A 22,026-nucleotide genomic window follows, 5' to 3' on the forward strand; every position below is an offset into this window, starting at 1 on the left:
TCCCTTCTGGAACACATCTCTACCACCACGCTGATCGTTACCCTGATCGTCATGGTGGTCATCTCCGCTTATTTCTCCGGTTCTGAAACCGGCATGATGACGCTGAACCGCTATCGTCTGAGGCATCTGGCGAAAAAAGGTTATCGCCCGGCAAAGCGCGTGGAAGCCCTTTTACGCAAACCTGACCGACTGATAAGCCTGGTGTTGATTGGTAACAATTTGGTCAATATCCTGGCCTCTGCACTGGGAACCATTGTCGGGATGCGTCTTTATGGTGACGCAGGCGTAGCAATTGCCACCGGTATCCTCACGTTCGTGGTGCTGGTATTTGCTGAGGTGCTGCCTAAAACCATCGCCGCGCTCTACCCTGAAAAAGTGGCTTACCCGAGTAGCGTCCTGCTGGCCCCCTTACAGATCCTGATGATGCCATTGGTCTGGCTTCTCAACACCATTACCCGCCTACTGATGCGCATGATGGGTATCAAAACGGATGTGGTGATCAGCGGTTCGCTCAGCAAAGATGAACTGCGCACGCTGGTTAACGAATCTCGCTCGCAGATCTCACGGCGTAATCAGGACATGCTGCTGTCGATACTGGATCTGGAGAAGATCAGCGTGGACGACATTATGGTCCCGCGCAACGAGATCGTTGGCATCGACATTAACGACGACTGGAAATCCATCGTCCGTCAGCTTACCCACTCTCCTCACGGGCGAATCGTGCTGTATCGCGATTCACTGGATGACACCATCAGCATGCTGCGGGTACGCGAGGCCTGGCGGCTGATGCAGGAAAAGAAAGAGTTCACCAAAGAGGTCATGCTGCGCGCGGCAGATGAAATCTACTACGTGCCGGAAGGTACCCCGCTCAGCACGCAACTGGTGAAATTCCAGCGCAATAAAAAGAAAGTCGGCCTGGTGGTAGATGAATACGGCGATATTCAGGGGCTGGTGACGGTTGAAGATATTCTTGAAGAGATCGTCGGCGATTTCACCACCTCGATGTCGCCGACGCTGGCGGAAGAAGTCACCCCACAAAACGACGGTTCAGTGATCATCGACGGTAGCGCCAACGTGCGCGAAATCAATAAAGCCTTTAACTGGCATCTGCCGGAAGAGGATGCGCGTACCGTAAACGGCATGCTGCTTGAAGCGCTGGAGGAGATCCCGGCGGCTGAAACGCGAGTGCGCATTGGTCAGTACGATATTGATATTCTGGACGTGCAGGACAATATGATTAAGCAGGTGCGGGTGATCCCGGTGAAGCCGCTGCGCGAGAGTGTGAAAGAATAGTGTGAATAAATGGGCCGGGTAAACCCGGCCCGCAAGGTTACGCTTTCGCTTTCGCGACCGTCACCATCGCTGCACGAATTGTACGACCGTTCAGCGTATAACCTTTCTGCATCACCATCAGCACGTTACCGGCAGCAACTTCTTCAGATTCTACCATCGCAATCGCCTGGTGTACGTTCGGGTCCAGCGGTACGTTAGTATCAGCGATAACTTCAACGCCGAACTTACGCACGACATCCAGCATCGACTTCAGCGTCAGCTCAATACCTTCAACCATCGGAGCCAGATCCGGGTTCGCTTTGTCTGCCACTTCCAGCGCGCGATCCAGACTATCCACCACCGGCAGCAGTTCGTTGACAAATTTTTCCAGCGCGAATTTGTGCGCTTTCTCAATGTCCAGTTCAGTACGACGACGCAGGTTTTCCATTTCCGCTTTGCTGCGCAGCAAACTTTCGCGTTCGCGCGTCTGCGCTTCTGCTAACTGCGCTTCAAGGCTCGCAATTTTTTCATCGCGCGGATCCACCTGCTCAGCAGAAGCCTCTGGTTCAACGGCCTCAACGTCTTCGTGCTGATCCATGATAATTTCTTCCGGGGCTTGCCCCTCAGGCGTTTTCTGTTCTTTACTACTCATGAATTTCTCCGCGTTTTTTTCGCATTCATCTCGCTAACTTCGCTTATTATGGGGATCGGTTTCCCGGTTTCAAGGGAAGCACTCACATTGTCATCAATCATTGGCACAAGGACCACCAGAAAATGAACACTCATTTCAAGTGCATTGGTATTGTCGGACATCCGCGTCACCCTACCGCGCTCACCACACATGAAATGCTCTATCGCTGGCTTTGCTCCCGGGGCTATGAGGTCATTATCGAGCAGCAAATTGCCCGTGAACTTAAATTAAGTGAAGTACGCACGGGAACGCTGGCGGAAATCGGTCAACAGGCGGACCTGGCGGTGGTGGTCGGCGGCGATGGCAATATGCTGGGCGCGGCGCGCACGCTGGCCCGTTACGACATCAAGGTCATCGGTATCAACCGTGGCAATCTGGGATTTCTTACCGATCTTGACCCGGATAACGCCCATCAGCAGCTGGCCGATGTGCTGGAAGGCGATTACATTACCGAAAAACGCTTTCTGCTCGAAGCGCAGGTATGCCAGAAAGCGTGCCAGAAGCGGATCAGCACGGCGATTAATGAGGTGGTCCTGCACCCTGGTAAGGTTGCCCATATGATTGAGTTCGAAGTGTATATTGATGAAGTGTTTGCCTTCTCGCAACGCTCGGACGGTCTGATTATTTCTACGCCTACCGGTTCCACGGCCTACTCACTTTCCGCCGGAGGCCCCATTTTAACCCCGTCACTGGACGCGATAACGCTGGTGCCGATGTTTCCCCATACGCTTTCCGCCCGCCCGCTGGTTATTAACAGCAGTAGCACTATTCGCCTGCGCTTTTCACAGCATGGCAGCGATCTTGAAATCAGCTGCGATAGCCAAATCGCGCTGCCGATTCAGGAAGATGAAGATGTGTTAATCCGCCGTAGCGATTACCATCTCAACCTAATCCATCCTAAAGATTACAATTATTTCAATACGCTAAGCACCAAACTCGGCTGGTCAAAAAAATTATTCTGATTTCGCGTCGCGGATCTTTACTGGATAAAAAACCAGTTTATACTGTACGTAAACACAGTTATGGTTTTTCATACAGGAAGGCAGCTATGTTGGCACAACTTACCATCAGCAATTTTGCCATCGTTCGTGAGCTTGAAATCGATTTTCACAGCGGGATGACCGCTATCACCGGTGAGACCGGCGCGGGTAAATCTATTGCGATTGATGCGTTAGGATTGTGCCTTGGTGGCCGCGCCGAGGCCGATATGGTCCGCGCCGGTGCCAGCCGCGCCGACCTCTGCGCCCGGTTTTCCCTGAAAGACACCCCGGCTGCGCTGCGCTGGCTTGAAGCAAACCAGCTTGAAGAGGGCCGCGAGTGCTTACTGCGCCGCGTTATCAGTAGCGACGGACGCTCTCGTGGTTTCATTAACGGTACCGCCGTTCCCCTGTCACAGTTGCGTGAACTGGGTCAACTCCTGATTCAAATCCACGGGCAGCACGCCCATCAGCTCCTGATAAAGCCCGATCATCAAAAAAATCTGCTGGATGGTTATGCAGGCGAGGTCGAGCTAACCCAGCGGATGACAGAGCATTATCGTCAGTGGCACCAAAGCTGCCGCGAGCTGGCCCAGCACCAGCAACAAAGCCAGGATCGCGCCGCGCGTGCGGAACTGCTTCAGTATCAGCTTAAAGAGCTTAACGAATTTCATCCGCAGGCCGGTGAGTTTGAACAGATCGATGAAGAGTACAAACGTCTCGCCAACAGCGGTCAACTGCTTAGTACCAGCCAGCAGGCCCTGAATTTGCTGGCAGACGGTGAAGATGCCAATCTGCAAAGCCAGCTGTACACGGCAAAGCAGTTGGTTAGCGAACTGGTCAGCATGGATAACAAACTCTCAGGCGTACTGGATATGCTCGAAGAAGCCAGCATCCAGATTGGTGAAGCCAGCGAAGAATTGCGTCACTACAGCGATCGTCTGGATCTCGATCCTAATCGTCTGTTTGAACTGGAACAACGTCTCTCACGGCAAATTAACCTGGCACGTAAACATCACGTCAGCCCGGAAGAACTGCCCGCATTTCACCAGTCACTGCTCGACGAACAGCAACAGCTCGACGATCAGGCCGACTCGCTGGAAACATTAAGCCTGGCAGTTAATAAGCATCATCAACTAGCACTGGAAACCGCCCGGCAGCTCCATCAGCGCAGAATGTCCAGCGCTCAGGAACTGGCAACGCTTATTACGGACAGTATGCATACCCTTTCAATGCCGCACGGACAGTTTACTATTGACGTGAGTTTTGATGAGCATCACCTGACGGCTGAAGGCGCGGATCGGATTGAATTCCGGGTCACCACCAACCCCGGTCAGCCACTGCAATCTATTGCCAAAGTGGCCTCCGGCGGCGAATTGTCACGTATCGCCTTAGCGATCCAGGTCATCACCGCGCGTAAAATGGAAACCCCGGCGCTGATTTTCGATGAAGTTGATGTCGGTATCAGCGGTCCTACCGCAGCCGTGGTCGGTAAACTTCTGCGCCAGTTGGGCGAATCTACCCAGGTGATGTGCGTGACTCACCTGCCGCAGGTCGCGGGCTGTGGACATCACCACTTCGTCGTCAGCAAAGAAACCGATGGCGAAATGACCGAAACTCATATGCAGCCACTGGATAAACGCGCCCGCTTACAGGAACTGGCGCGTCTGCTGGGGGGGAGCGAAGTCACGCGTAATACGCTGGCAAATGCGAAAGAACTGCTGGCAGCGTAAACTTTTTTGATATCTGAGAGTCTGAGTTCACGATAAAATCGCCGTATGACCAGGTATCAAAGGTTTTAAAGTGGTTAAAGGTCTATTATCATCGGCATATTACATATGAGCCGCGTACTGCTCGGGCCCGAAAAGGAATCAAATCACTATGCGCTGTAAAACGCTGACTGCTGCCGCAGCGGTTCTTCTGATGTTGACCGCAGGCTGTTCCACTCTGGAGCGAGTGGTTTACCGCCCTGACATCAACCAGGGAAACTATCTGGCACCTAACGATGTATCAAAAATTCGTGTCGGTATGACGCAACAGCAGGTTGCTTATGCACTGGGTACGCCGATGATGTCCGATCCATTTGGCACTAATACCTGGTTCTACGTATTCCGCCAGCAGCCAGGGCATGAAGATGTTACCCAGCAAACGCTGACCCTGACCTTTAACAGCAGCGGCACGTTGACGAATATCGACAACAAACCCGCGCTGACGGGCGAGAAATAAAGTGAAAAAAAGGTGCCTCCCGGCACCTTTTTGTTAAAACAGTTGGCACCTGCCTCTGACGCTATTTATTCGCCGCCGACTTTTCCGCACGCTGACGACGCAGTTCTTTAGGATCGGCAATCAGCGGACGATAAATCTCTACGCGATCGCCATCGTGGACAAGGTCCTGTAATTTTACCGGACGACTGTATATCCCCACTTTACTCTGACTGAGGTCGATCTCAGTACGCAGCGCCAGCAAACCAGAGGCGCGGATAGCGTCTTCTACCGTAGCGCCCTCTTCCAGCGTCACCTTCAGCAAATACTGCTTCTCAGGAAATCCGTAGGCAACTGAGACCTCAATCTTACCCGGCACTGTAAACCTCTTTCGCGCGCGTCGTAAAAGCCTGCACCATACTGGCCGCCAGCTCTTTGAAAATGCGGCCAAACGCCAGTTCAATCAGCATATTGGTAAACTCAAAATCGAGCTGAAACTCGATTTTGCAGGCATTCTGACCGAGCGGCGTGAACTTCCAGCCACCGATAAGTTTTTTGAACGGCCCATCAACCAGATGCATCAGAATGCTTTGATTGCTGTTAAGCGTATTACGGGTGGTAAAGGTTTTGCTGATCCCGGCTTTCGAGACATCGACAGCCGCCGTCATTTGCGTTGGCCCGGACTCAAGCACCCGGCTGCCGGTACACCCCGGAATAAACTCAGGGTAAGAGTCCACGTCATTCACTAACTGGTACATCTGCTCCGCGCTGAAAGGGACCAGAGCAGTACGATTAATCTGTGGCATAGCGATTCCCAGGAACTTACACACCAGAATAATAACATTTATCACACGTTAAAAAAAACGCTCTGCCGCAACTCGTGCTAAGATACCTCATTACGCCTCGAAGGAGAGTTGAGGCCGATTAAGATCAGATTAGCGATGTTCAGAATACTATGACCAAGAAAAAATCCCACAAACCTGGATCAGCCACCATTGCGCTGAATAAACGCGCCCGTCACGAATATTTTATCGAAGATGAATTTGAAGCGGGCCTGGCGCTACAAGGCTGGGAAGTAAAATCCCTGCGTGCCGGCAAGGCTAACATCAGCGATAGCTATGTTATTTTAAAAGAGGGCGAAGCGTACCTGTTTGGCGCGAACTTTACCCCGTTGATGGTTGCCTCATCACACGTCGTTTGCGATCCGACTCGTACCCGTAAACTGCTGCTCAACCAGCGCGAACTGGATACGCTGTATGGCCGGGTTAACCGGGAAGGTCACACGGTCGTTGCGCTCTCGTTATACTGGAAAAATGCCTGGTGCAAAGTCAAAATCGGCGTGGCGAAAGGTAAGAAACAGCATGATAAGCGTTCGGATATCAAAGAGCGTGAATGGCAGGTCGATAAAGCCCGCATTATGAAACATGCAGGACGTTAAGTCCGTCACCCGGTCGTCAGGACTGTACGACCGGGCTGTTTTCTCTTCAGTTAATCCCCCTTATCGTTGACACCTCTGCGCTTATCTCTTTGTAACCGCTACTATTAGTACACTTATTAAGCAAAAATAAATCCTGACAAACCACGTGACAGAGACTGGTATCAAACGTCACAAATCTGTTATACTCAACGTAACACATTGGGGCTGATTCTGGATTCGACGGGATTTGCGAAACCCAAGGTGCATGCCGAGGGGCGGTTTGCCTCGTAAAAAGCCGCAAAAAAATAGTCGCAAACGACGAAAACTACGCTTTAGCAGCTTAATAACCTGCTAAGAGCCCTCTCTCCCTAGCTTCCGCTCTTAAGACGGGGATCAAAGAGAGGTCAAACCCAAAAGAGATCGCGTGGATACCTTGCCTGGGGTTGAAGCGTTAAAACTAATCAGGCTAGTCTGGTAGTGGCGTGTCTGTCCGCAGGTGCCAGGCGAATGTAAAGACTGACTAAGCATGTAGTACCGAGGATGTAGGAATTTCGGACGCGGGTTCAACTCCCGCCAGCTCCACCAAAATTCTCCATCGGTGATTACCAGAGTCATCCGATGAAGTCCTAAGAGCCCGCACGGCGCAAGCCCTGCGGGCTTTTTTGTGCCCTCAATTTGTCCCGCGAAGTCCGAAGAGAACTAATTAAATCCGAACCTTTTAGGCCCATTGATAGGCCCAACGAAAAGCTCTATTGTTTTCGTTGGGCCTAAACGCATGGAGATTCCCCATGGCAAGAAAAACCAAGCCGTTAACCGATACGGAAATCAAAGCCGCCAAACCTAAAGATGCCGATTACCAGCTGTATGATGGGGACGGGCTTACTCTATTAATCAAGGCCAGTGGTAGTAAGCTCTGGCAGTTCCGTTACTATCGACCGCTGACAAAACAGCGAACCAAACAGAGCTTCGGTGCCTACCCTGCAGTCTCCCTTTCTGATGCGCGTAAACTCAGAGCTGAATCTCGAGTTTTGTTGGCGAAAGACATTGATCCTCAGGATCATCAGAAAGAACAGGTAAGAAATTCTCAAGAGGCTAAAACCAACACTTTCCTGTTAGTTGCCGAGCGTTGGTGGAATGTGAAGAAAACCAGCGTAACAGAGGACTATGCCGACGATATCTGGCGCTCGCTTGAGAGAGATGTTTTCCCAGCAATCGGTGATATCAGTGTCACTGAGATTAAGGCTCATACTCTGGTTAAAGCAGTGCAGCCGGTTCAGGCCAGAGGTGCATTAGAGACAGTCCGACGCCTTTGTCAGCGTATTAACGAAGTCATGATTTATGCGCAGAACACAGGCTTGATTGATGCAGTTCCCAGTGTAAATATCGGAAAAGCGTTTGAGAAACCGCAAAAGAAAAACATGCCAAGCATACGCCCGGATCAACTTCCACAGCTAATGCAGACTATGCGTACGGCAAGTATCAGCTTGTCCACAAGATGTCTATTCATGTGGCAACTTCTCACCATCACCCGTCCTGCCGAAGCTGCTGAGGCTCGATGGGATGAGATCGATTTTGATGCTAACGAATGGAAAATTCCTGCAGCCCGAATGAAGATGAACCGAGACCATACGGTTCCACTATCCGATGAGGCTCTCTCTTTACTGGAAATGATGAAGTCACTTAGTGGTGGCCGAGAATTTATTTTTCCCAGCCGCATTAAGCCGACCCAGCCAATGAACAGCCAAACAGTTAATGCAGCCCTTAAGCGTGCTGGCTTAGGAGGCGTTCTCGTATCACATGGTTTACGTTCTATCGCTAGTACGGCGCTCAATGAGGAAGGATTTCCGCCTGATGTTATTGAGGCTGCACTTGCTCATGTGGATAAGAATGAGGTTCGTCGCGCTTACAATCGAAGTGACTATCTTGAGCAACGACGACCGATGATGCAGTGGTGGGCTGATTTTGTTAAAGCAGCAGATAGCGGCAGCATTGTGAATAGTGGGGTTAGGGGAATACGTCTTGTAGGATGAATCCTTTATCAGCACCCATTATGGGTGCTGATAACTCGCCTATAGGTAGTACAGAATTTTACCCTTTGGTTTTCTTTTTTCTAGTAACCGTATTATCTAAAGCCAATTTGATACTTTCAATATTTCTTGACCAGTTTTTTATAATGGTATCTGCCAACGCATCAGGGCTCATTGTTGATATCCGGTATTTTTTACTTTGATTATTAATTTCAAAATTTGACTCTTCGACAAATTTCCATAAGGGGTCAATGAGGTCATTCACTGCAGCTGCTTTACTTTTCCACCCACCTTCAGGTACGGAGCTATTGATTAAATAAACAAGCTTATCCTGAATTATTCGATACACTTCTGATTTACTGTTCCCACCTTCTTTTCCGGCCTTAGCTCTAACATGTGATAATTTTTTTTGGGTACATACAGAAACATGAAACCATGACATACCAATACATCTATCAAATAATTCAGCTGACTTAATGAACGCTTTAATAGCAACACATTCATTCTCCGACATAACTGACTTTCCCCATTGATAAGACATTGAGGCAAAAAATAGATGTGATTTAAACACATCATTAATTAAAAAAGGATCATGAATAAGATGAACAAATGTTTCCCTGAAAATACGTGATTTTAACTGTTTCCAGCATTCCTGAGCTGGATCATATAATTCTGTATATTCCTCTTTTAATTGCTCCACTCCGTCAACAGTACAATATTTATACTCCTTACGAGATGGATCACTGTACAAAATCACACGAGTTCCTACCTTATCAGAATTCCAGAATTGATCTCGCATCTCGCTGAGTTCCTTTCGTATCACGGGATAACTTTCGCTGAGCACATCAACGTATATGTCCCAATCACATTCAACCATCTGCCCAGAAAGCCAAACCGATTTTTGACTAATTTCTTCGCAAAACTCAATCGCTGTCAACATAAAAACACCAAATATCAATTAGTTAAGTGTTGTAAAAAATGTTTTTTTGGTACGCGGATTTTTTGCATTAGTACTTGCCGCTAATCTCTCTACAACCAAAACGAACTAATGAGAGGCAATCAAGCATGAACAATCCATCAACCGTTAGGATACTCCGCTTACCTGCGGTTATCCAAAAAACTGGTATGGCACGAGCCACAATTTATGACTGGTTGAACCCCAAATCACCACGTTACGACTCAACTTTTCCCAAAAAGCGAATGCTCGGAGTCAAATCGGTTGGATGGGTTGAATCAGAGATTGATGAATGGTTAACACGGCGTAGCAAACTTATCTGAATATACAGATCCATGATGTACACAATAAAAGCGTACAAAACTAATAATACACTGCTATTTTTGCTATTTGTAGCAAAAATAGCAGTTATCGATATTCCCCAAAAAAATTTAGAGGATTTAAAGTTGAGCACCCATCCATTTCCTGTCCATGTTTTTCCGTCGCTAATCAGAAATGCAATTTATGAAGTAGAGCGACAAACACAAGCTCCTCTATCGTTGATATCAGCATCGGCGCTTGGAGCAATTTCATTAGTGTGTCAAAATAGAATTGACGTTTGTAGGCTAAATGGTCTATGTAGCCCCGTTTCACTTTTTTTGCTGACGCTTGCTGAATCAGGAGAAAGAAAAAGTACTGTTGATAGCATTTTCATGAAATCGCTGTATCAACAGGAAAAAATTTGGTTTGAAAAACATAGCCAAGATTTACAATTATGGATGAATGACAAAGCAGCTTTTATTATCAAAACAAAAGCACTGGAGTCAAAACTAAAATCTGATACTCGTCGTAATAAAGATTGCAGTATAACGAATGAACAATTGAGGTTTCTATTTGAAACCAAACCTAAAGAACCTGTTAGATATAGGCTGATGTTTAATGATGCAACGCCAGCCGCAATTAAAGATTATCTTTGTGGAGAATGGAAGTCCGTGGGTATTATGTCGGATGAAGCAGGGACCATATTTAATGGGCATACATTGAATGAACTTCCTTTCATAAACAAGATGTGGGATGGTTCAAATTTTTCCGTTGATAGAAAAAACTCTCCTGAACGTTTAATTCATGACGCCAGAATGACTTTATCTATGATGATACAACCTACAGTATTTCATAAGTATATTGAGCGTAAAGGTGAGATGGCTAAAGGGATTGGTTTTTTTGCCCGTTGCTTGATTTGCCAGCCCGATTCAAGACAAGGATTCCGGCAGATTACAAGTCCAGTGATATCCAGTGAACACTTACCAGTGTTCCATAGCCGACTGCTTGAGATAGTTAATGATAGCATTATAAGAAATGGCAAAGGTGAGCGAATAATCCTACGACTCTCTCCGCAGGCAGAGCAACTATGGATCTCATTTTATAACAGAACTGAATCGGAAATGAGCGAAATTGGTTATTTATCCAACATGAAGGATTATGCTTCAAAAATGGCAGAGAACATGGCAAGGATTGCTGCATTACTCCATTATTTCGAAGGTCGTAACGAAGATATATCAATTAAAGCTGTGGAAGCTGCAATTAAGATAAGTGCCTGGTATGTTGATGAGTACAAAAGATTGTTCTCTAAAGCTTCAGGATTTACTCTTGTTAATAATGAAAGTGACGAATTATACTCCTGGATAAAAAATTATTGCGCTAGTACTTTCCCACCACATATAAGTAAAACGAAGATTCTTCAATACGGACCTTATCGATTCAGAAATAAAATTAAAATGGATGAATTGCTTAATATCTTACTTATTAACAAAAGAATAGTAGTAACGCATTTCGGTAAAACTCTCTATATACAACCAGTACAATAGGCAAATAATTACAGAGTTGTTTTTTCATTATAAAATGATGTAACACTTGGCTTTAAGTTAATTTTAAAGTGTTTTTATGTTGGATAGGTAATATATACTAACATATACAAAATCATAACAGTGATATCACTCAGACTTATCTATACAGTTAGATATAACTTGAAAACCATATTTCTACAACGAGTAACACATACGTGATCTATTAATATAAACAACTCCTAAAATCATACGAGAAATAAATCATGAAATTATACAATGGTTCCCATGGTGAGCATGTACTCGCCTATAGAAAGCATATTGAACAAGTAATTAATAATGCTATCAACGAATTTCCAAGGACTATGGCATTACGTGTTGATGTTCATTATCCACCTATTCTAGATAGAGGTGATACTGTATGTTGCTTCCCTAATCTGGAGCCAGGAGTGATATCCCGCTTCCGTAACTCATTAAATGCTATACTGGAGGCCAATGAGAAAGCCAGAGCAGCTAACGGCAAAAGAATATATCCAAACCGAGTTCGTCATGTTTGGGTGCGGGAGTTTTCTGAAGAAGGAAAATGCCACTTTCATCTTGGTCTTTTTTTTAATAAAGATGCCTATTATCATTTAGGTGATTATAAGATTGAAAGCAACCTACGGATGATGATTATAAGGGCGTGGTACAGTGCTTTAGGTTTAGAGTTGGAGGATTATCTGGGATTGGTTCACTACCCTGAAAACTGTCGCTATATTCTAGATAGCAATGATTTTAATTTTGAAGCACAGTACAACAGCCTACTGAATCGTTTAGATTATTTAGCAAAACTTGATACTAAAGTATTTGGCGATGGAGATCGGAACTTCGGTTGTAGTCGAGGTTGATTTATTTTTTGAGTCAATGGCCTTTCTTATTGAAAGGCCAGATTTCCAGCATTCGAGATAAAATTATTAGGCAGAAGATACTGTTAATGCACGCCAGTTATCACAATTGTTAGTTTTATCTAAATAGCTACACCTAATACCGCTACACTTTTGCCTGACCATGTTTTCTTTCGGGAAAGGACTGGCTGTTTCCATAAAGTGGCGAACTCTTTTTAGCAGTTGCCACATCGAGCGGCATTGATGAATACGGGTTATCATATCGTGCAATGCCTGCCATATCCTGTCCATCATCCTCGGGTTCCTGCTGGCTGAGCCAGATACGTAATGCATCGGGAGTGCAGCCAATCTTTGGGGCAATGGCGCACATAGCAGCCCATTTTGAGTTGTAGATATTCTGGTTCACAAGAACTATTCCAACGGCGCGTTGACGAACTTCAGAGGGAAATCGGTTATGTTTTGTCATCCTGGTTACCCCTCTAAAAGATTGTAGTTTCAAGGGGTAATGGTGCAGTTCAGTAAATGTCTTTTGCATTTGTCGTGATAGAATGGGGTCCCAATTTTGCCCTATAAAAATCCGCTAGCCAGGTGCCGATCATGAGCCAGAACAAGCGATATATCCCCCTCAATGCAGGCGAATCCGCCGTCTTGCCCGACGCTAACACCCTGCTGCCACGCGGTGAAGTGTACGAACCGCTGGCGCGGATGATTATTGAAGCAGTGGACAAGGCAAAAGCCGCCGCAGGCAGGTCGCTGAATGAGCTGCGCGAACATAATGCCATCTCGATAGATGGCGCACGTGGGACTGGTAAAACTGCTGTATTGGTCAATTTGAAAAGCTATCTAAAAGATTGGGACGTCTTGAAAGATGTCCACATTCTTGACCCGGTAGATCCGACTCTGCTGGAAAATGGCGACTCGTTATTCCTACACATCATCGTCGCCGCCGTGCTTCACGATAATGATGTCAAAGAACAGCAGCGGATTACACCGAATAAGGCCCGTAGCCTGAACCAGACGCTGGAGAAACTCGCCCAGTCGCTGGAATCGGTCGAGACACAACAAGAACGTCACGGCATGGACAAGGTACGTGCCATGTACAGCAACAAGCAGCTAGCCGACTGCGTGCAAGATTTTTTCCGCGAAGTGTTGTGCTTGCTGGACAAACAGCTGTTGATCCTGCCGATCGACGATGTCGATACCTCGTTGAATCGTGCCTTTGAAAACCTCGAAATCGTACGCCGTTATCTAGCTACACCTCATGTGTTGCCCATCGTCTGTGGCGATCGATCGCTTTACGATGAGGTAACCTGGCGCGATTTTCATGGCCGCCTGACCAAGGATTCCAGCTACCGTCGCAAAGTAGCCTATGAAAGGGCCGTAGAATTGGCAGCAGAGTATCAACGCAAGATCCTGCCTTTCACTCGCCGTTTGACCATGCCGGAAGTCAGCAGTTATTGGCAGTGGGGGCCAGTTGGAGAAGAGGCGGCTGACACTAGAGTTACTCTCGGCAATGCAAATGATGCAATGCCTTTGGCTAACTTCATTTCTTGGCTGGAGATCTTTTTGACTGGCCCGGTTAATGGATTTGAAAGTAGTCGTCCCTCGTTGCCAATACCTTCTATCCGTGCATTGTCGCAGTTAATCAGGCATTGCCATGATCTTATTCTGGAATTGCCAGCTGAAATTCGTACTGCTAAGGATGAGCTGAATGTGCGGATTAGTTGGCAAATGCCTCCTAAGCTTCAGGATGAAGCTGATAAAACAACGGAGCTTCAGGATGAAGCTGATAAAACAATGGAGCTTCAGGATGAAGCTGATAAAGCAGCGAAGCAGAAAAGAAATGAGTTTGCACATAATCTGGTGAATTACTTCTGCTTTGAACCTAAAGCCGGTGCAGCCTATCTGATATTGCTTGCCAAACTGCATTGGCAAGACTGGTACGAATCCTCATCCTCACAGCATCGCAGCCTTCTTGACACACCCTTGTTCCAGCCCCTTACACATGCTACTGCCAACTTTGAGCTTTTCGACAAGGCGGAAGACCTTTCTGCTTGGCCGATTGTATTGAATGGACGGTTGCCTGAAGAGTGGCTGGCCGGTATCAAATCGCAGAAAACTATTCTGCCGTATCCAGTGGCAGAAGTTGGGGTAAATTCAAGCAAAGGGTGGGATTACATCAAGGAGATTCAGAGCCTTTCAATACAAGGTTTGCAAGTCGATCAAAGGAAAAAGGCAAGCTTTTTGATTTCCTTGCTGGCACAGAATAATTTTTACACCAACGCCAAGAAAACCATGCTGCTGAATATAGGCCGGGTGTTTGAGTTGTTAATTTCCAGCATTGTCGGTCCGCTATCGGTCGAAGAAATACATGCAATCATGGGGCGGGCTCCTTTCTTTTCTACGGCAGCACTGGCACCTACTAAAACAATCACTTTTAACGAAAAAGAAAATAAGTCCAATGGTGGTGGTGATGAAGGGTTGGAAGAGCCTCAAAACGCAGAGTACGATATAAATTTGATAGCAGAGCAACTACATCAAGAAATAGAAATGTGGCGGCAGACCTGTCATGTTAATCAAATTGATCTTGCGCCATGGTTGGTTTACAAGGTGTTCAATAAAGTTTATAGCCAGGTGGCGAGTGATGAGTATGTGCCAAATGGCATGAAACGTATCAGAACGGCATTAAATATGGTGGCTCACAGTTTCTACGCAACCTGGTTTGCCTTTGGTAGTTTTGAAAAGGGTGAGCTGTTTGGCTTGCCTAATGTGATAGCAACGACCAACATTAATCCTGAAAATCTAAAAAATTACAAAAGCAATGACCAGTTTAATGTCAACATCAAGCCAATACTGGAAGCTTTTGATAAAAATAATTCTTTGAGGGCAGTCAGCATTGTGCTTGCAGAGCACCCGTTGAAGAAGTGGATTGATGAGGTAATCAACTTGGATTGGCCTAAGTCTGAGGAAAATCTTGAGGCTAAAGCTGAAAAATATTTGAGAGAAGAGCTTGGCATCACCGCCAGGAATACAAATAAAACGACAGTAAAAACACAAGCCAGAAAACAAATAGAAAAATTAGGTTCGATATATGATCATATGGCAGCTAATTTCGGAGGTGATAGCAAGTACACAAAACTTCTAAAAGAGGTTATTGATGAATTATCTAAAGATCCAGCGCCAAATTCGTCAAATCATCCGCAACCTAATGTACAGCCGTCAGGACAAGGTCAGGACAAGGAACCAGAGTAATGCTCCAGCGCACCTTGACTGAACACGCCGCCGAGTGTTTTTTTGGCGATAAAAGATTAGCCGCACGATTGTGGCAGCACTTGCTAAAGTCAGCTGACGGTCTGGAGTCTGACCATTGGCATCGACTGCAGGATGATTTCTATCATTTGCTGGTAGAGGGTGTGGAGGCGCACCATCCTCGCGAGCACCGGCTGACCGATGTGCGCCAGTTGATGGGGCGCATGCTTGATGGTGATTTGTTGCTGACGCCAAAACTGCCGTGGCTGGACGAGCTACAACAGAGGCTATTGCAGCGCAATGGCGACTTGTTGTGCTACCTTGAGAGTGAGGTGCAGGCGTATGTGCGCCTTGCAACAGGGCTGGACCCTACGTTATTGGCCGGCTGGCATTTAGCACAGTGGCTTAATGACATGCCTCTGCCACTGATACACGACATCCGCCGCGTGGTGTCCGCGCAGACTGCATTTTTCGCCCCATCTGGAAACCCATCACTACCGTTTGCCGAGGGACATGTGCATTTCTGGGGCATCACAACCGATAGCGCGATTCTCGACGATTATCTGCTGGCGGGTGATGAATTAAGACTCGACGACAATGCGATTCAGTGGCAGAGAGAACAGCACGACAACTTGGAGCCTCTGTTGCAGCGCGCGCGGCAACTGCTGGTGTTGTTGCTGGAATCCGACGAGCAGACCAAGCGCCCCCAAAATACTAAGGACAATCAGCCATATCGTTCGGAAGGTTGGCCGCAGCATCTGGCGCGGCTCAATCTAGCCATGCACTCCCCTACCCTCAAGCCAGACTGGGATTTGCTTGCCGCTAGCCTACATGCTACCAACGTTGGTAGTGCGGATTGGCTACTGAACGAGTTTGCATTGGCAATGAAGCGTGGCGATGCCAATCGCTGGTTGTGGCTGTATGTCTATCTTTGTCGCCGCTATTGCCAACCTGATACCCATCCACTGCAACGCGCGGCCATCTTGTGTTTCTGGCAGACCGTGAACCAGCTGCGTAGTAATCTGATAATGGATGGGCAAGGGCTCACACGCTTTGCCGAGCGCTACTATCAATCAGCGCTCGGCAGGGGTGGCGACTATCAAGGGAATATGCGCCGATTGTGGGCAGGTCGTGCTGATGTGGCAGAGATCAAGTCAGGGCCGTTGGCATTTAAGCCGGCGTTTGTCGGCAAGATCGCTCGCGGCCTGCTTGCTAATGCCAGTTTGTCCTTGCCAAGCCCCCCCTACATTTTTGGTGAATCTGATATCCTGCTGGATATGCAAGCTTTGGCCGCCATGCAGGCGCTGGAACGCTGGCAATTCTGTGGCCACTTTTTTCGCTCACAAACTCACAAGCAAAATCAGCGCTCCAGGCCGGATGTTAGGAAGTTGTGGAAAGAGGCTGAAAAGCTGATACGCAATCTGCAAAGTGCTTCCGGCTGGAACGCACCCGAGTTTTTAGGCGGCAAACAGAATCAAAATTTCCATTTCCAACCAGCTAGATGGTTTCGTGGATTGGATGTGGCGGGGGATGAAAACGCGCTGAAGATCGAGTGGTTTGCGCCGGTGCTGCGTTGGCTGCGTAGCGGCTTCAAGCCACTGCCGGATGGCGAACGTGCCAGCACCGGCTTTCACCTGAGTATTCATGCCGGCGAGGATTATGCCCATCCGGCATCGGGCATGCGCCATATCGACGAGACGGTACGTTTTTGTGAAATGCGTGAGGGCGACCGGCTCGGGCATGCACTTGCACTGGGTATAGTGCCGAAACAGTGGGCTGCACGGCAGGGCGAGATGATGCTGCCGCTGGACGAACATTTGGATAATCTGGTGTGGCTGTGGCATCACGCTAGTATGTTGAGCGGTTTACTGCCACTGGCACAACAGGTTTTGCCGCTGTTCGAACGACGAATTGCCCGTTTCTGGCGTCTGTCACGCTGGTGGCAAGTACCGGATTTTATGGCTGGTGATGACTGCAGCTACAATGGCGAAGTCTATGTAGATCCGGTTGCTGATTACAAAGATGCGCATTTGCGTCATGCGACACCGGACGATCTGTATCAGGCATGGTGGCTGCGTCGTAATTGTCATTATCGGCTGGGAATGGTTGGCGATGGCTGGCAAGTTACTTCGCAAGAGCAATGCGCTTTGCCTGACCATCAAGAATTGAGCAAACAACATACGTTGGCGAGCCAGCTGTATCAGGCTCGGCATGATTGGCTGGCTTCGCTGACAGAAGCGCCGCTAGTGATTGTGCGCATGAGGGACGAAGCGGGGACGCATGGAGAGTTTCACCCCAGGCTTAGCCGCAAGGCTGATGAAAATATTCTGGAAGACGTCGATACCCCGGCCGAACTGGATTTCATGCACGCGCTGCAAGACTGGCTGCTAACCGAATATGACAAGTTGGGGTTGATCATCGAAGCTAACCCGACATCCAATGTCTATATCGCGCGCCTGAAATCACATGCCGAACATCCAATTTTCCGTTGGTATCCGCCTGACGAATCGGTGCTGGAGAGCGGCGCTTCGGCTAACCTTTACGGATTGCGCCGAGGACCGGTGCGTGTGCTAGTGAACACCGATGACCCCGGCATCATGCCGACCACATTACGCACCGAGTTCTTGCTGCTGCGTGAGGCTGCGTTTGAGCTTAAGGTAGGCCGCACAGTGGTCGAACGCTGGTTGGAGACCTTGCGCCAGTATGGCGTCGAGCAATTTCATCGCAATCATGTTCCGGTGTTCGAGCCAGTTTAAAGGAGAATAATTGTCGGAAAAAATGCACGTCTTGCGAAATAGTGAGTCGCCCCGTTTTTCTATGTGACTTCACAGTGGTGGTTGATACAAAAGCTGACTGTGCCTTGACCGAACGGCTGATGGAAGACCATGCCAAGGCCGATGACTTTATTCCTCACCGTTACTTAACACAATTAACGGTGTGGCAGGTTTAGCTGTTGGGCCGCCCTGAACTGGGACCACTGCCAATGCATCCCTATCGAGAGGTTGTCATAAAAACGCTCAAGGTCAACATCGACAGTCACGTCAGTTATTAGCAACATTATTGCTAAGGTAGTATCAAACTTGTTTGGGTCGTTGAACCGGCTTTGTTTGAATGCAAATCAGATTTAGGGTACGCCTCTCCGTGATCGGTTACCGCTGTCAGGTAATATGTTCGCTTTCTGGCATGCATGCCTTCGTCATTTTATTTTTTTACAGCAATGGCCTTTTTTATACGAGAAAGGCCAAAATTTGTCAGTACGTAATTAAATCTGACAGTTCACTTCGAGCGAGACATGTGATTTAGGTCCGTGTAAATAGGCCAATATCTTCTTAATTTCCATTTCACAAAACAAAGCTGCTTTTTTAACTGACTAACTACTCAAAAGCATCATTGTGGTTAGCTTTTTGGAGCTAACATGTTCCAACAACTGCTACTGTTTAAATATCCAGATAAAAAGTTTCACTCTGGGTCAGATGAGTGATAGAGTTTCACCCATAAGACCCTATGGAGGCATTATGTCTGAATTTGAATTACTGGCACAGGATCTGCTTGAGAAAGCAGGGAAGGAAGAAAAGCTGCGACAGGAAAATGATAAAAAGCTGATCGAGCAGGTACTGGAAATCTATGATCAGAAGTACGTGGCTGAGTTACTTAGAAAAGTCGGGAAAAACGAGTGGAGTCGCGAAACCCTTAACCGCTGGGTTAATGGTAAGTGCCCACCAAAATCACTGACGTCAGTTGAAGAAGCACTTCTCCGGAAAATGCTGCCAGAACCGCCTGCATACCACCCGGACTATTCTTTCCGGTTCATTGACCTATTTGCAGGTATTGGAGGTATACGAAAAGGCTTTGAGGCCATTGGTGGTCAGTGCGTTTTTACTAGCGAATGGAATAAAGAGGCAGTACGCACTTATAAAGCCAACTGGTTTAATGATGAGCACGTACACAAATTCAATCTCGATATCCGGGAAGTCACTCTCAGTGACAAACCTGAAGTGTCAGAAACCGATGCCTATGCCTACATTGATGAGCACGTGCCTGATCATGATGTGCTTCTCGCAGGTTTTCCCTGCCAGCCATTTAGTCTTGCTGGTGTGAGCAAGAAAAACTCATTAGGTCGTGCGCATGGTTTTGAATGTGAGGCGCAGGGAACGCTTTTCTTTGACGTGGCGCGCATTATACGGGCAAAAAAGCCGGCCATCTTTGTGCTGGAGAATGTCAAAAACCTGAAGAGTCATGATAAGGGTAAAACCTTTAAAGTCATCATGGAGACCCTTGACGAGCTGGGTTATGAAGTTGCGGATGCTGCTGATGTGGGAAAAAGCGATCCTAAAGTCATCGATGGAAAATATTTCCTGCCTCAGCACCGTGAACGTATCGTCTTAGTCGGATTCCGCCGCGACTTGAATATTCACAAGGGGTTTACCCTGCGCGACGTCAGCCATTTTTACCCGGAACAACGTCCGTCATTTGGCGAGCTATTGGAACCCGTGGTTGACAGTAAATATATCCTGACTCCGAAGCTCTGGGAGTACCTCTACAACTATGCTAAAAAGCATGCGGCGAAGGGGAATGGTTTCGGTTTTGGTCTCGTCAATCCTAAAAATAAGGAAAGTGTTGCCAGAACGCTTTCTGCCCGCTATCACAAAGACGGGTCTGAAATTCTGATAGACCGCGGCTGGGATATGGATATAGGTGAAGCAGACTTTATGAACAAAGAAAATCAAGCGCGTCGACCGCGCAGGCTGACTCCCCGCGAGTGTGCCCGCCTCATGGGCTTTGAAAAGCCAGACGGCAAGTCTTTCCGTATTCCGGTTTCTGATACGCAGTCATACCGACAGTTCGGTAACTCTGTTGTGGTACCGGTATTCGAAGCTGTTGCCAGACTGCTGCAACCTTATATCCTCAAAGCTGTTTCTGCCGATGTTGATAACGCTGAACAGGTCTGAGTAATGCTCCCGGCCTATGATACCGGGAGTTTACTTAAGGAAGTTTAGCGTAAAGGCCTGTAAGCTCTGCAATGAACGCACCTAACGTCATTAATTCCTCTCTGACCACTTCCGGGTATTTTCTGTGTAGCGATGACGGCACAACGAGCCTGACACCTGCTTCACGCATTTCCCTGTACTGTGCCTGAGACACCCCCTCTTGCAGTGTAAACAGATGCACTTGATGGATTTTATCTGCTTCATTCAGTATTTGGCGCCAGCGATCTTTACAGGTGGTCTTGACCGCCAGCATGCGTAAATTTTCTCTGGGAAACTCAACATTGTGGTATGCCTCTGCGGAGGGGAATAGGAAATCTGGTTTTTTATTGCCTTCAGTGACTGCCTGTGTGGCGAAGTGCCGCAGCTCGTGCTCAATGAAAAGATGCTCTAGGTGCAGCTCAAGTGACTTTCCGGCTCTTGATTTACGTCGATTACTGACAGAGTTGGCCAACGCAATAAACTCATCCACAGATTCAAATCCTCTCTGGATGATGTCAAGAACATGTAATTCCTCAACCAGCAGAAAGATGTCGTACTCAACGCGCCGGCGGTCAATCAGCTGCACATCTGGGTCATGGGAGTTTTTCGCATAATGACCGGCGGCATACTGAATAATTTCATTTCCAGACGGAAAGCGATGCTTCCAGTCTTCAGGAATAACGTATTTATGATTTACAGGTGCATGCTGAAGAGACAGGCCCCCTAGGATTTGCGAAGCGGGCCCAGAGATAAGTGTTCCCGGAATAACTTCGCCGATAGCGGTCTCGATAACGTCCTCTTCATCAGGGCTGGCGCATACCCAGATGTTCACTGTCTTACAGTCCCCGCCTTGCTCATCAAGCCTGAAGGCCAGAAGCGTCAGAGCACCTGTATTTTCAGGATCCTGAAGTGGGCTGCCTCTTCCCCAGCGCGTGATCCTTTTTTCATTCCGGGTTTTACCAAAATGACGGCTGTTATAATAAATAGCCCGGGCTTCGCTGTCGGGACAATCATGTGATGACACATGCGCAGTGAGAAAGACTGAAGGATTCATCTCGCGGGTATGGTTAATGGACGGAAACAGCTTTTCTACGATGCCGGAAGGGATATAAAGTCCGACCTGATGACCACCTGTTGCGCCTGTATCGTTGGCGGAAAGGCGTTTGATATAGACAAGATAATTTCCGCCAGCGATCTCAAGCAGCCAGTTATGAAAAACCGACATAAACACCCCTCTGTTAACCTGAAACTCGAAACGCCATTTTTTCATAGTTATATAAAAGCAACCAGTAAGGCTTTATAAGCATCGCGGTATGTCAGTGAACTGGCTGCAGGCCATACGCAGGGAATGTACCGCTTCCTCACTTTTTAAACTATAAAGTTACAGCATAAAGTTATATTTAACATTATGAAATTTAATAAAATTTTTAAGAATCCTGATAGAAGGAAGGGACAGATGGGAAGGGGGAGTGTGACGAACTAAGTGAGGACCTGTAACGACTTTCCGGTAATCACTTCTTGATTTTATCATAATAATTATGTTGAAATTATGAAGTGAACCTCAC

17 protein-coding genes, 1 other RNA gene and 1 pseudogene are annotated in these 22,026 nt (G+C 47.5%); 13 read left to right on the top strand and 6 right to left on the bottom strand.

Going from position 1 to position 22,026, the window contains the following annotated elements:
- The first annotated feature begins 6 nt into the window (after window positions 1–6).
- The gene (locus ACMGGS_RS00120) at window positions 7–1,293 is read left to right on the top strand and encodes an HlyC/CorC family transporter (protein WP_414166172.1); all 1,287 of its coding nucleotides are present in this window, start codon (window positions 7–9) and stop codon (window positions 1,291–1,293) included.
- A gap of 37 nt (window positions 1,294–1,330) precedes the next feature.
- Here the strand turns inward: ACMGGS_RS00120 and grpE are convergent, their stop codons facing one another.
- Window positions 1,331–1,924, bottom strand: coding sequence for a nucleotide exchange factor GrpE (grpE, locus tag ACMGGS_RS00125; RefSeq protein ID WP_194208108.1), 594 nt, complete (start codon window positions 1,922–1,924; stop codon window positions 1,331–1,333).
- A 122-nt stretch (window positions 1,925–2,046) separates the two neighbouring features.
- On the opposite strand from grpE, the gene nadK reads away from it, so the two are divergent.
- The 3 genes from nadK (at window position 2,047) to bamE (ending at window position 5,166) form a co-directional block, all read left to right on the top strand.
- Window positions 2,047–2,925: an NAD(+) kinase gene (nadK, locus tag ACMGGS_RS00130; RefSeq protein WP_176916912.1), complete on the top strand. Its 879-nt coding sequence runs from the start codon at window positions 2,047–2,049 to the stop codon at window positions 2,923–2,925.
- Window positions 2,926–3,011: 86 nt separating this feature from the next.
- Window positions 3,012–4,673, top strand: a complete 1,662-nt coding sequence (recN, locus tag ACMGGS_RS00135; protein ID WP_414164558.1) for a DNA repair protein RecN — start codon at window positions 3,012–3,014, stop codon at window positions 4,671–4,673.
- 148 nt (window positions 4,674–4,821) lie between these two features.
- Window positions 4,822–5,166 (top strand): outer membrane protein assembly factor BamE, encoded by a 345-nt coding sequence (bamE, locus tag ACMGGS_RS00140; protein ID WP_176916914.1) that lies wholly within the window; start codon window positions 4,822–4,824, stop codon window positions 5,164–5,166.
- A gap of 61 nt (window positions 5,167–5,227) precedes the next feature.
- On the opposite strand, the gene ACMGGS_RS00145 is transcribed toward bamE, so the two are convergent.
- Both ACMGGS_RS00145 and ACMGGS_RS00150 read right to left on the bottom strand, forming a co-directional pair.
- Window positions 5,228–5,521 (bottom strand): RnfH family protein, encoded by a 294-nt coding sequence (locus ACMGGS_RS00145; RefSeq protein ID WP_414164559.1) that lies wholly within the window; start codon window positions 5,519–5,521, stop codon window positions 5,228–5,230.
- Window positions 5,511–5,948: a type II toxin-antitoxin system RatA family toxin gene (locus tag ACMGGS_RS00150; protein ID WP_228066370.1), complete on the bottom strand. Its 438-nt coding sequence runs from the start codon at window positions 5,946–5,948 to the stop codon at window positions 5,511–5,513. The genes ACMGGS_RS00145 and ACMGGS_RS00150 overlap by 11 nt, the downstream gene beginning before the upstream one ends.
- Before the next feature lie 149 nt (window positions 5,949–6,097).
- Between ACMGGS_RS00150 and smpB the strand changes: the two genes are divergently transcribed.
- The 3 genes from smpB to ACMGGS_RS00165 all read left to right on the top strand — a co-directional run bounded on the left by smpB (window position 6,098) and on the right by ACMGGS_RS00165 (window position 8,589).
- Window positions 6,098–6,580, top strand: coding sequence for an SsrA-binding protein SmpB (gene smpB / locus ACMGGS_RS00155; RefSeq protein WP_276158183.1), 483 nt, complete (start codon window positions 6,098–6,100; stop codon window positions 6,578–6,580).
- Window positions 6,581–6,780: 200 nt separating this feature from the next.
- Window positions 6,781–7,144, top strand: a transfer-messenger RNA (tmRNA) gene (gene ssrA / locus ACMGGS_RS00160).
- Between the two features lie 203 nt (window positions 7,145–7,347).
- Window positions 7,348–8,589, top strand: a complete 1,242-nt coding sequence (locus tag ACMGGS_RS00165) for an integrase (RefSeq protein ID WP_343178847.1) — start codon at window positions 7,348–7,350, stop codon at window positions 8,587–8,589.
- Window positions 8,590–8,647: 58 nt separating this feature from the next.
- Here ACMGGS_RS00165 and ACMGGS_RS00170 read toward each other — a convergent pair whose 3' ends face one another.
- Entirely contained in the window at window positions 8,648–9,526 is an 879-nt protein-coding gene (locus tag ACMGGS_RS00170; protein WP_343178846.1) for a hypothetical protein, read from the bottom strand.
- Window positions 9,527–9,651: 125 nt separating this feature from the next.
- Here ACMGGS_RS00170 and ACMGGS_RS00175 point away from each other — a divergent pair, with 125 nt between their 5' ends.
- The 3 genes from ACMGGS_RS00175 to ACMGGS_RS00185 all read left to right on the top strand — a co-directional run bounded on the left by ACMGGS_RS00175 (window position 9,652) and on the right by ACMGGS_RS00185 (window position 12,248).
- Window positions 9,652–9,864, top strand: coding sequence for an AlpA family transcriptional regulator (locus ACMGGS_RS00175; protein ID WP_343178845.1), 213 nt, complete (start codon window positions 9,652–9,654; stop codon window positions 9,862–9,864).
- A 12-nt stretch (window positions 9,865–9,876) separates the two neighbouring features.
- A complete protein-coding gene (locus ACMGGS_RS00180; protein ID WP_414164560.1) occupies window positions 9,877–11,385 on the top strand; it encodes a YfjI family protein in 1,509 nt (502 codons plus the stop codon).
- A 242-nt stretch (window positions 11,386–11,627) separates the two neighbouring features.
- The gene (locus ACMGGS_RS00185) at window positions 11,628–12,248 is read left to right on the top strand and encodes an inovirus Gp2 family protein (protein ID WP_343178843.1); all 621 of its coding nucleotides are present in this window, start codon (window positions 11,628–11,630) and stop codon (window positions 12,246–12,248) included.
- A 142-nt stretch (window positions 12,249–12,390) separates the two neighbouring features.
- On the opposite strand, the pseudogene ACMGGS_RS00190 reads toward ACMGGS_RS00185, so the two are convergent.
- Window positions 12,391–12,536: pseudogene (locus ACMGGS_RS00190) on the bottom strand (IS630 family transposase); the annotation flags it as partial.
- A 306-nt stretch (window positions 12,537–12,842) separates the two neighbouring features.
- Here ACMGGS_RS00190 and rdrA point away from each other — a divergent pair.
- From rdrA to ACMGGS_RS00205, 3 genes are all read left to right on the top strand, one after another.
- Complete coding sequence (rdrA, locus tag ACMGGS_RS00195; RefSeq protein ID WP_414164561.1) at window positions 12,843–15,497, top strand: antiviral RADAR system adenosine triphosphatase RdrA; 2,655 nt, start codon at window positions 12,843–12,845, stop codon at window positions 15,495–15,497.
- Window positions 15,497–18,250, top strand: coding sequence for an antiviral RADAR system adenosine deaminase RdrB (gene rdrB / locus ACMGGS_RS00200; protein ID WP_343178841.1), 2,754 nt, complete (start codon window positions 15,497–15,499; stop codon window positions 18,248–18,250). Before rdrA ends, rdrB begins: the two co-directional genes overlap by 1 nt.
- 759 nt (window positions 18,251–19,009) lie before the next feature.
- Entirely contained in the window at window positions 19,010–20,443 is a 1,434-nt protein-coding gene (locus ACMGGS_RS00205) for a DNA cytosine methyltransferase (RefSeq protein WP_343178840.1), read from the top strand.
- Window positions 20,444–20,477: 34 nt separating this feature from the next.
- Here ACMGGS_RS00205 and ACMGGS_RS00210 read toward each other — a convergent pair whose 3' ends face one another.
- Window positions 20,478–21,686 (bottom strand): type II restriction endonuclease, encoded by a 1,209-nt coding sequence (locus ACMGGS_RS00210; RefSeq protein WP_395034116.1) that lies wholly within the window; start codon window positions 21,684–21,686, stop codon window positions 20,478–20,480.
- Window positions 21,687–22,026: the final 340 nt, after the last annotated feature.

Source organism: Superficieibacter sp. BNK-5, assembly GCF_047456055.1.
GTDB lineage: Bacteria > Pseudomonadota > Gammaproteobacteria > Enterobacterales > Enterobacteriaceae > Superficieibacter.

What these genes read in the sequence shown, in the direction of transcription:
- ACMGGS_RS00205 (WP_343178840.1), top strand. Translation starts at nt 19,010, where the DNA reads ATGTCTGAATTTGAATTACTGGCACAGGATCTGCTTGAGAAAGCAGGG.
- rdrB (WP_343178841.1), top strand. Translation starts at nt 15,497, where the DNA reads ATGCTCCAGCGCACCTTGACTGAACACGCCGCCGAGTGTTTTTTTGGC.
- recN (WP_414164558.1), top strand. Translation starts at nt 3,012, where the DNA reads ATGTTGGCACAACTTACCATCAGCAATTTTGCCATCGTTCGTGAGCTT.
- ACMGGS_RS00185 (WP_343178843.1), top strand. Translation starts at nt 11,628, where the DNA reads ATGAAATTATACAATGGTTCCCATGGTGAGCATGTACTCGCCTATAGA.
- ACMGGS_RS00180 (WP_414164560.1), top strand. Translation starts at nt 9,877, where the DNA reads ATGATGTACACAATAAAAGCGTACAAAACTAATAATACACTGCTATTT.
- nadK (WP_176916912.1), top strand. Translation starts at nt 2,047, where the DNA reads ATGAACACTCATTTCAAGTGCATTGGTATTGTCGGACATCCGCGTCAC.
- smpB (WP_276158183.1), top strand. Translation starts at nt 6,098, where the DNA reads ATGACCAAGAAAAAATCCCACAAACCTGGATCAGCCACCATTGCGCTG.
- ACMGGS_RS00170 (WP_343178846.1), bottom strand. Translation starts at nt 9,526, where the DNA reads ATGTTGACAGCGATTGAGTTTTGCGAAGAAATTAGTCAAAAATCGGTT.
- bamE (WP_176916914.1), top strand. Translation starts at nt 4,822, where the DNA reads ATGCGCTGTAAAACGCTGACTGCTGCCGCAGCGGTTCTTCTGATGTTG.
- ACMGGS_RS00210 (WP_395034116.1), bottom strand. Translation starts at nt 21,686, where the DNA reads ATGTCGGTTTTTCATAACTGGCTGCTTGAGATCGCTGGCGGAAATTAT.
- ACMGGS_RS00150 (WP_228066370.1), bottom strand. Translation starts at nt 5,948, where the DNA reads ATGCCACAGATTAATCGTACTGCTCTGGTCCCTTTCAGCGCGGAGCAG.
- ACMGGS_RS00165 (WP_343178847.1), top strand. Translation starts at nt 7,348, where the DNA reads ATGGCAAGAAAAACCAAGCCGTTAACCGATACGGAAATCAAAGCCGCC.
- ACMGGS_RS00175 (WP_343178845.1), top strand. Translation starts at nt 9,652, where the DNA reads ATGAACAATCCATCAACCGTTAGGATACTCCGCTTACCTGCGGTTATC.
- rdrA (WP_414164561.1), top strand. Translation starts at nt 12,843, where the DNA reads ATGAGCCAGAACAAGCGATATATCCCCCTCAATGCAGGCGAATCCGCC.
- grpE (WP_194208108.1), bottom strand. Translation starts at nt 1,924, where the DNA reads ATGAGTAGTAAAGAACAGAAAACGCCTGAGGGGCAAGCCCCGGAAGAA.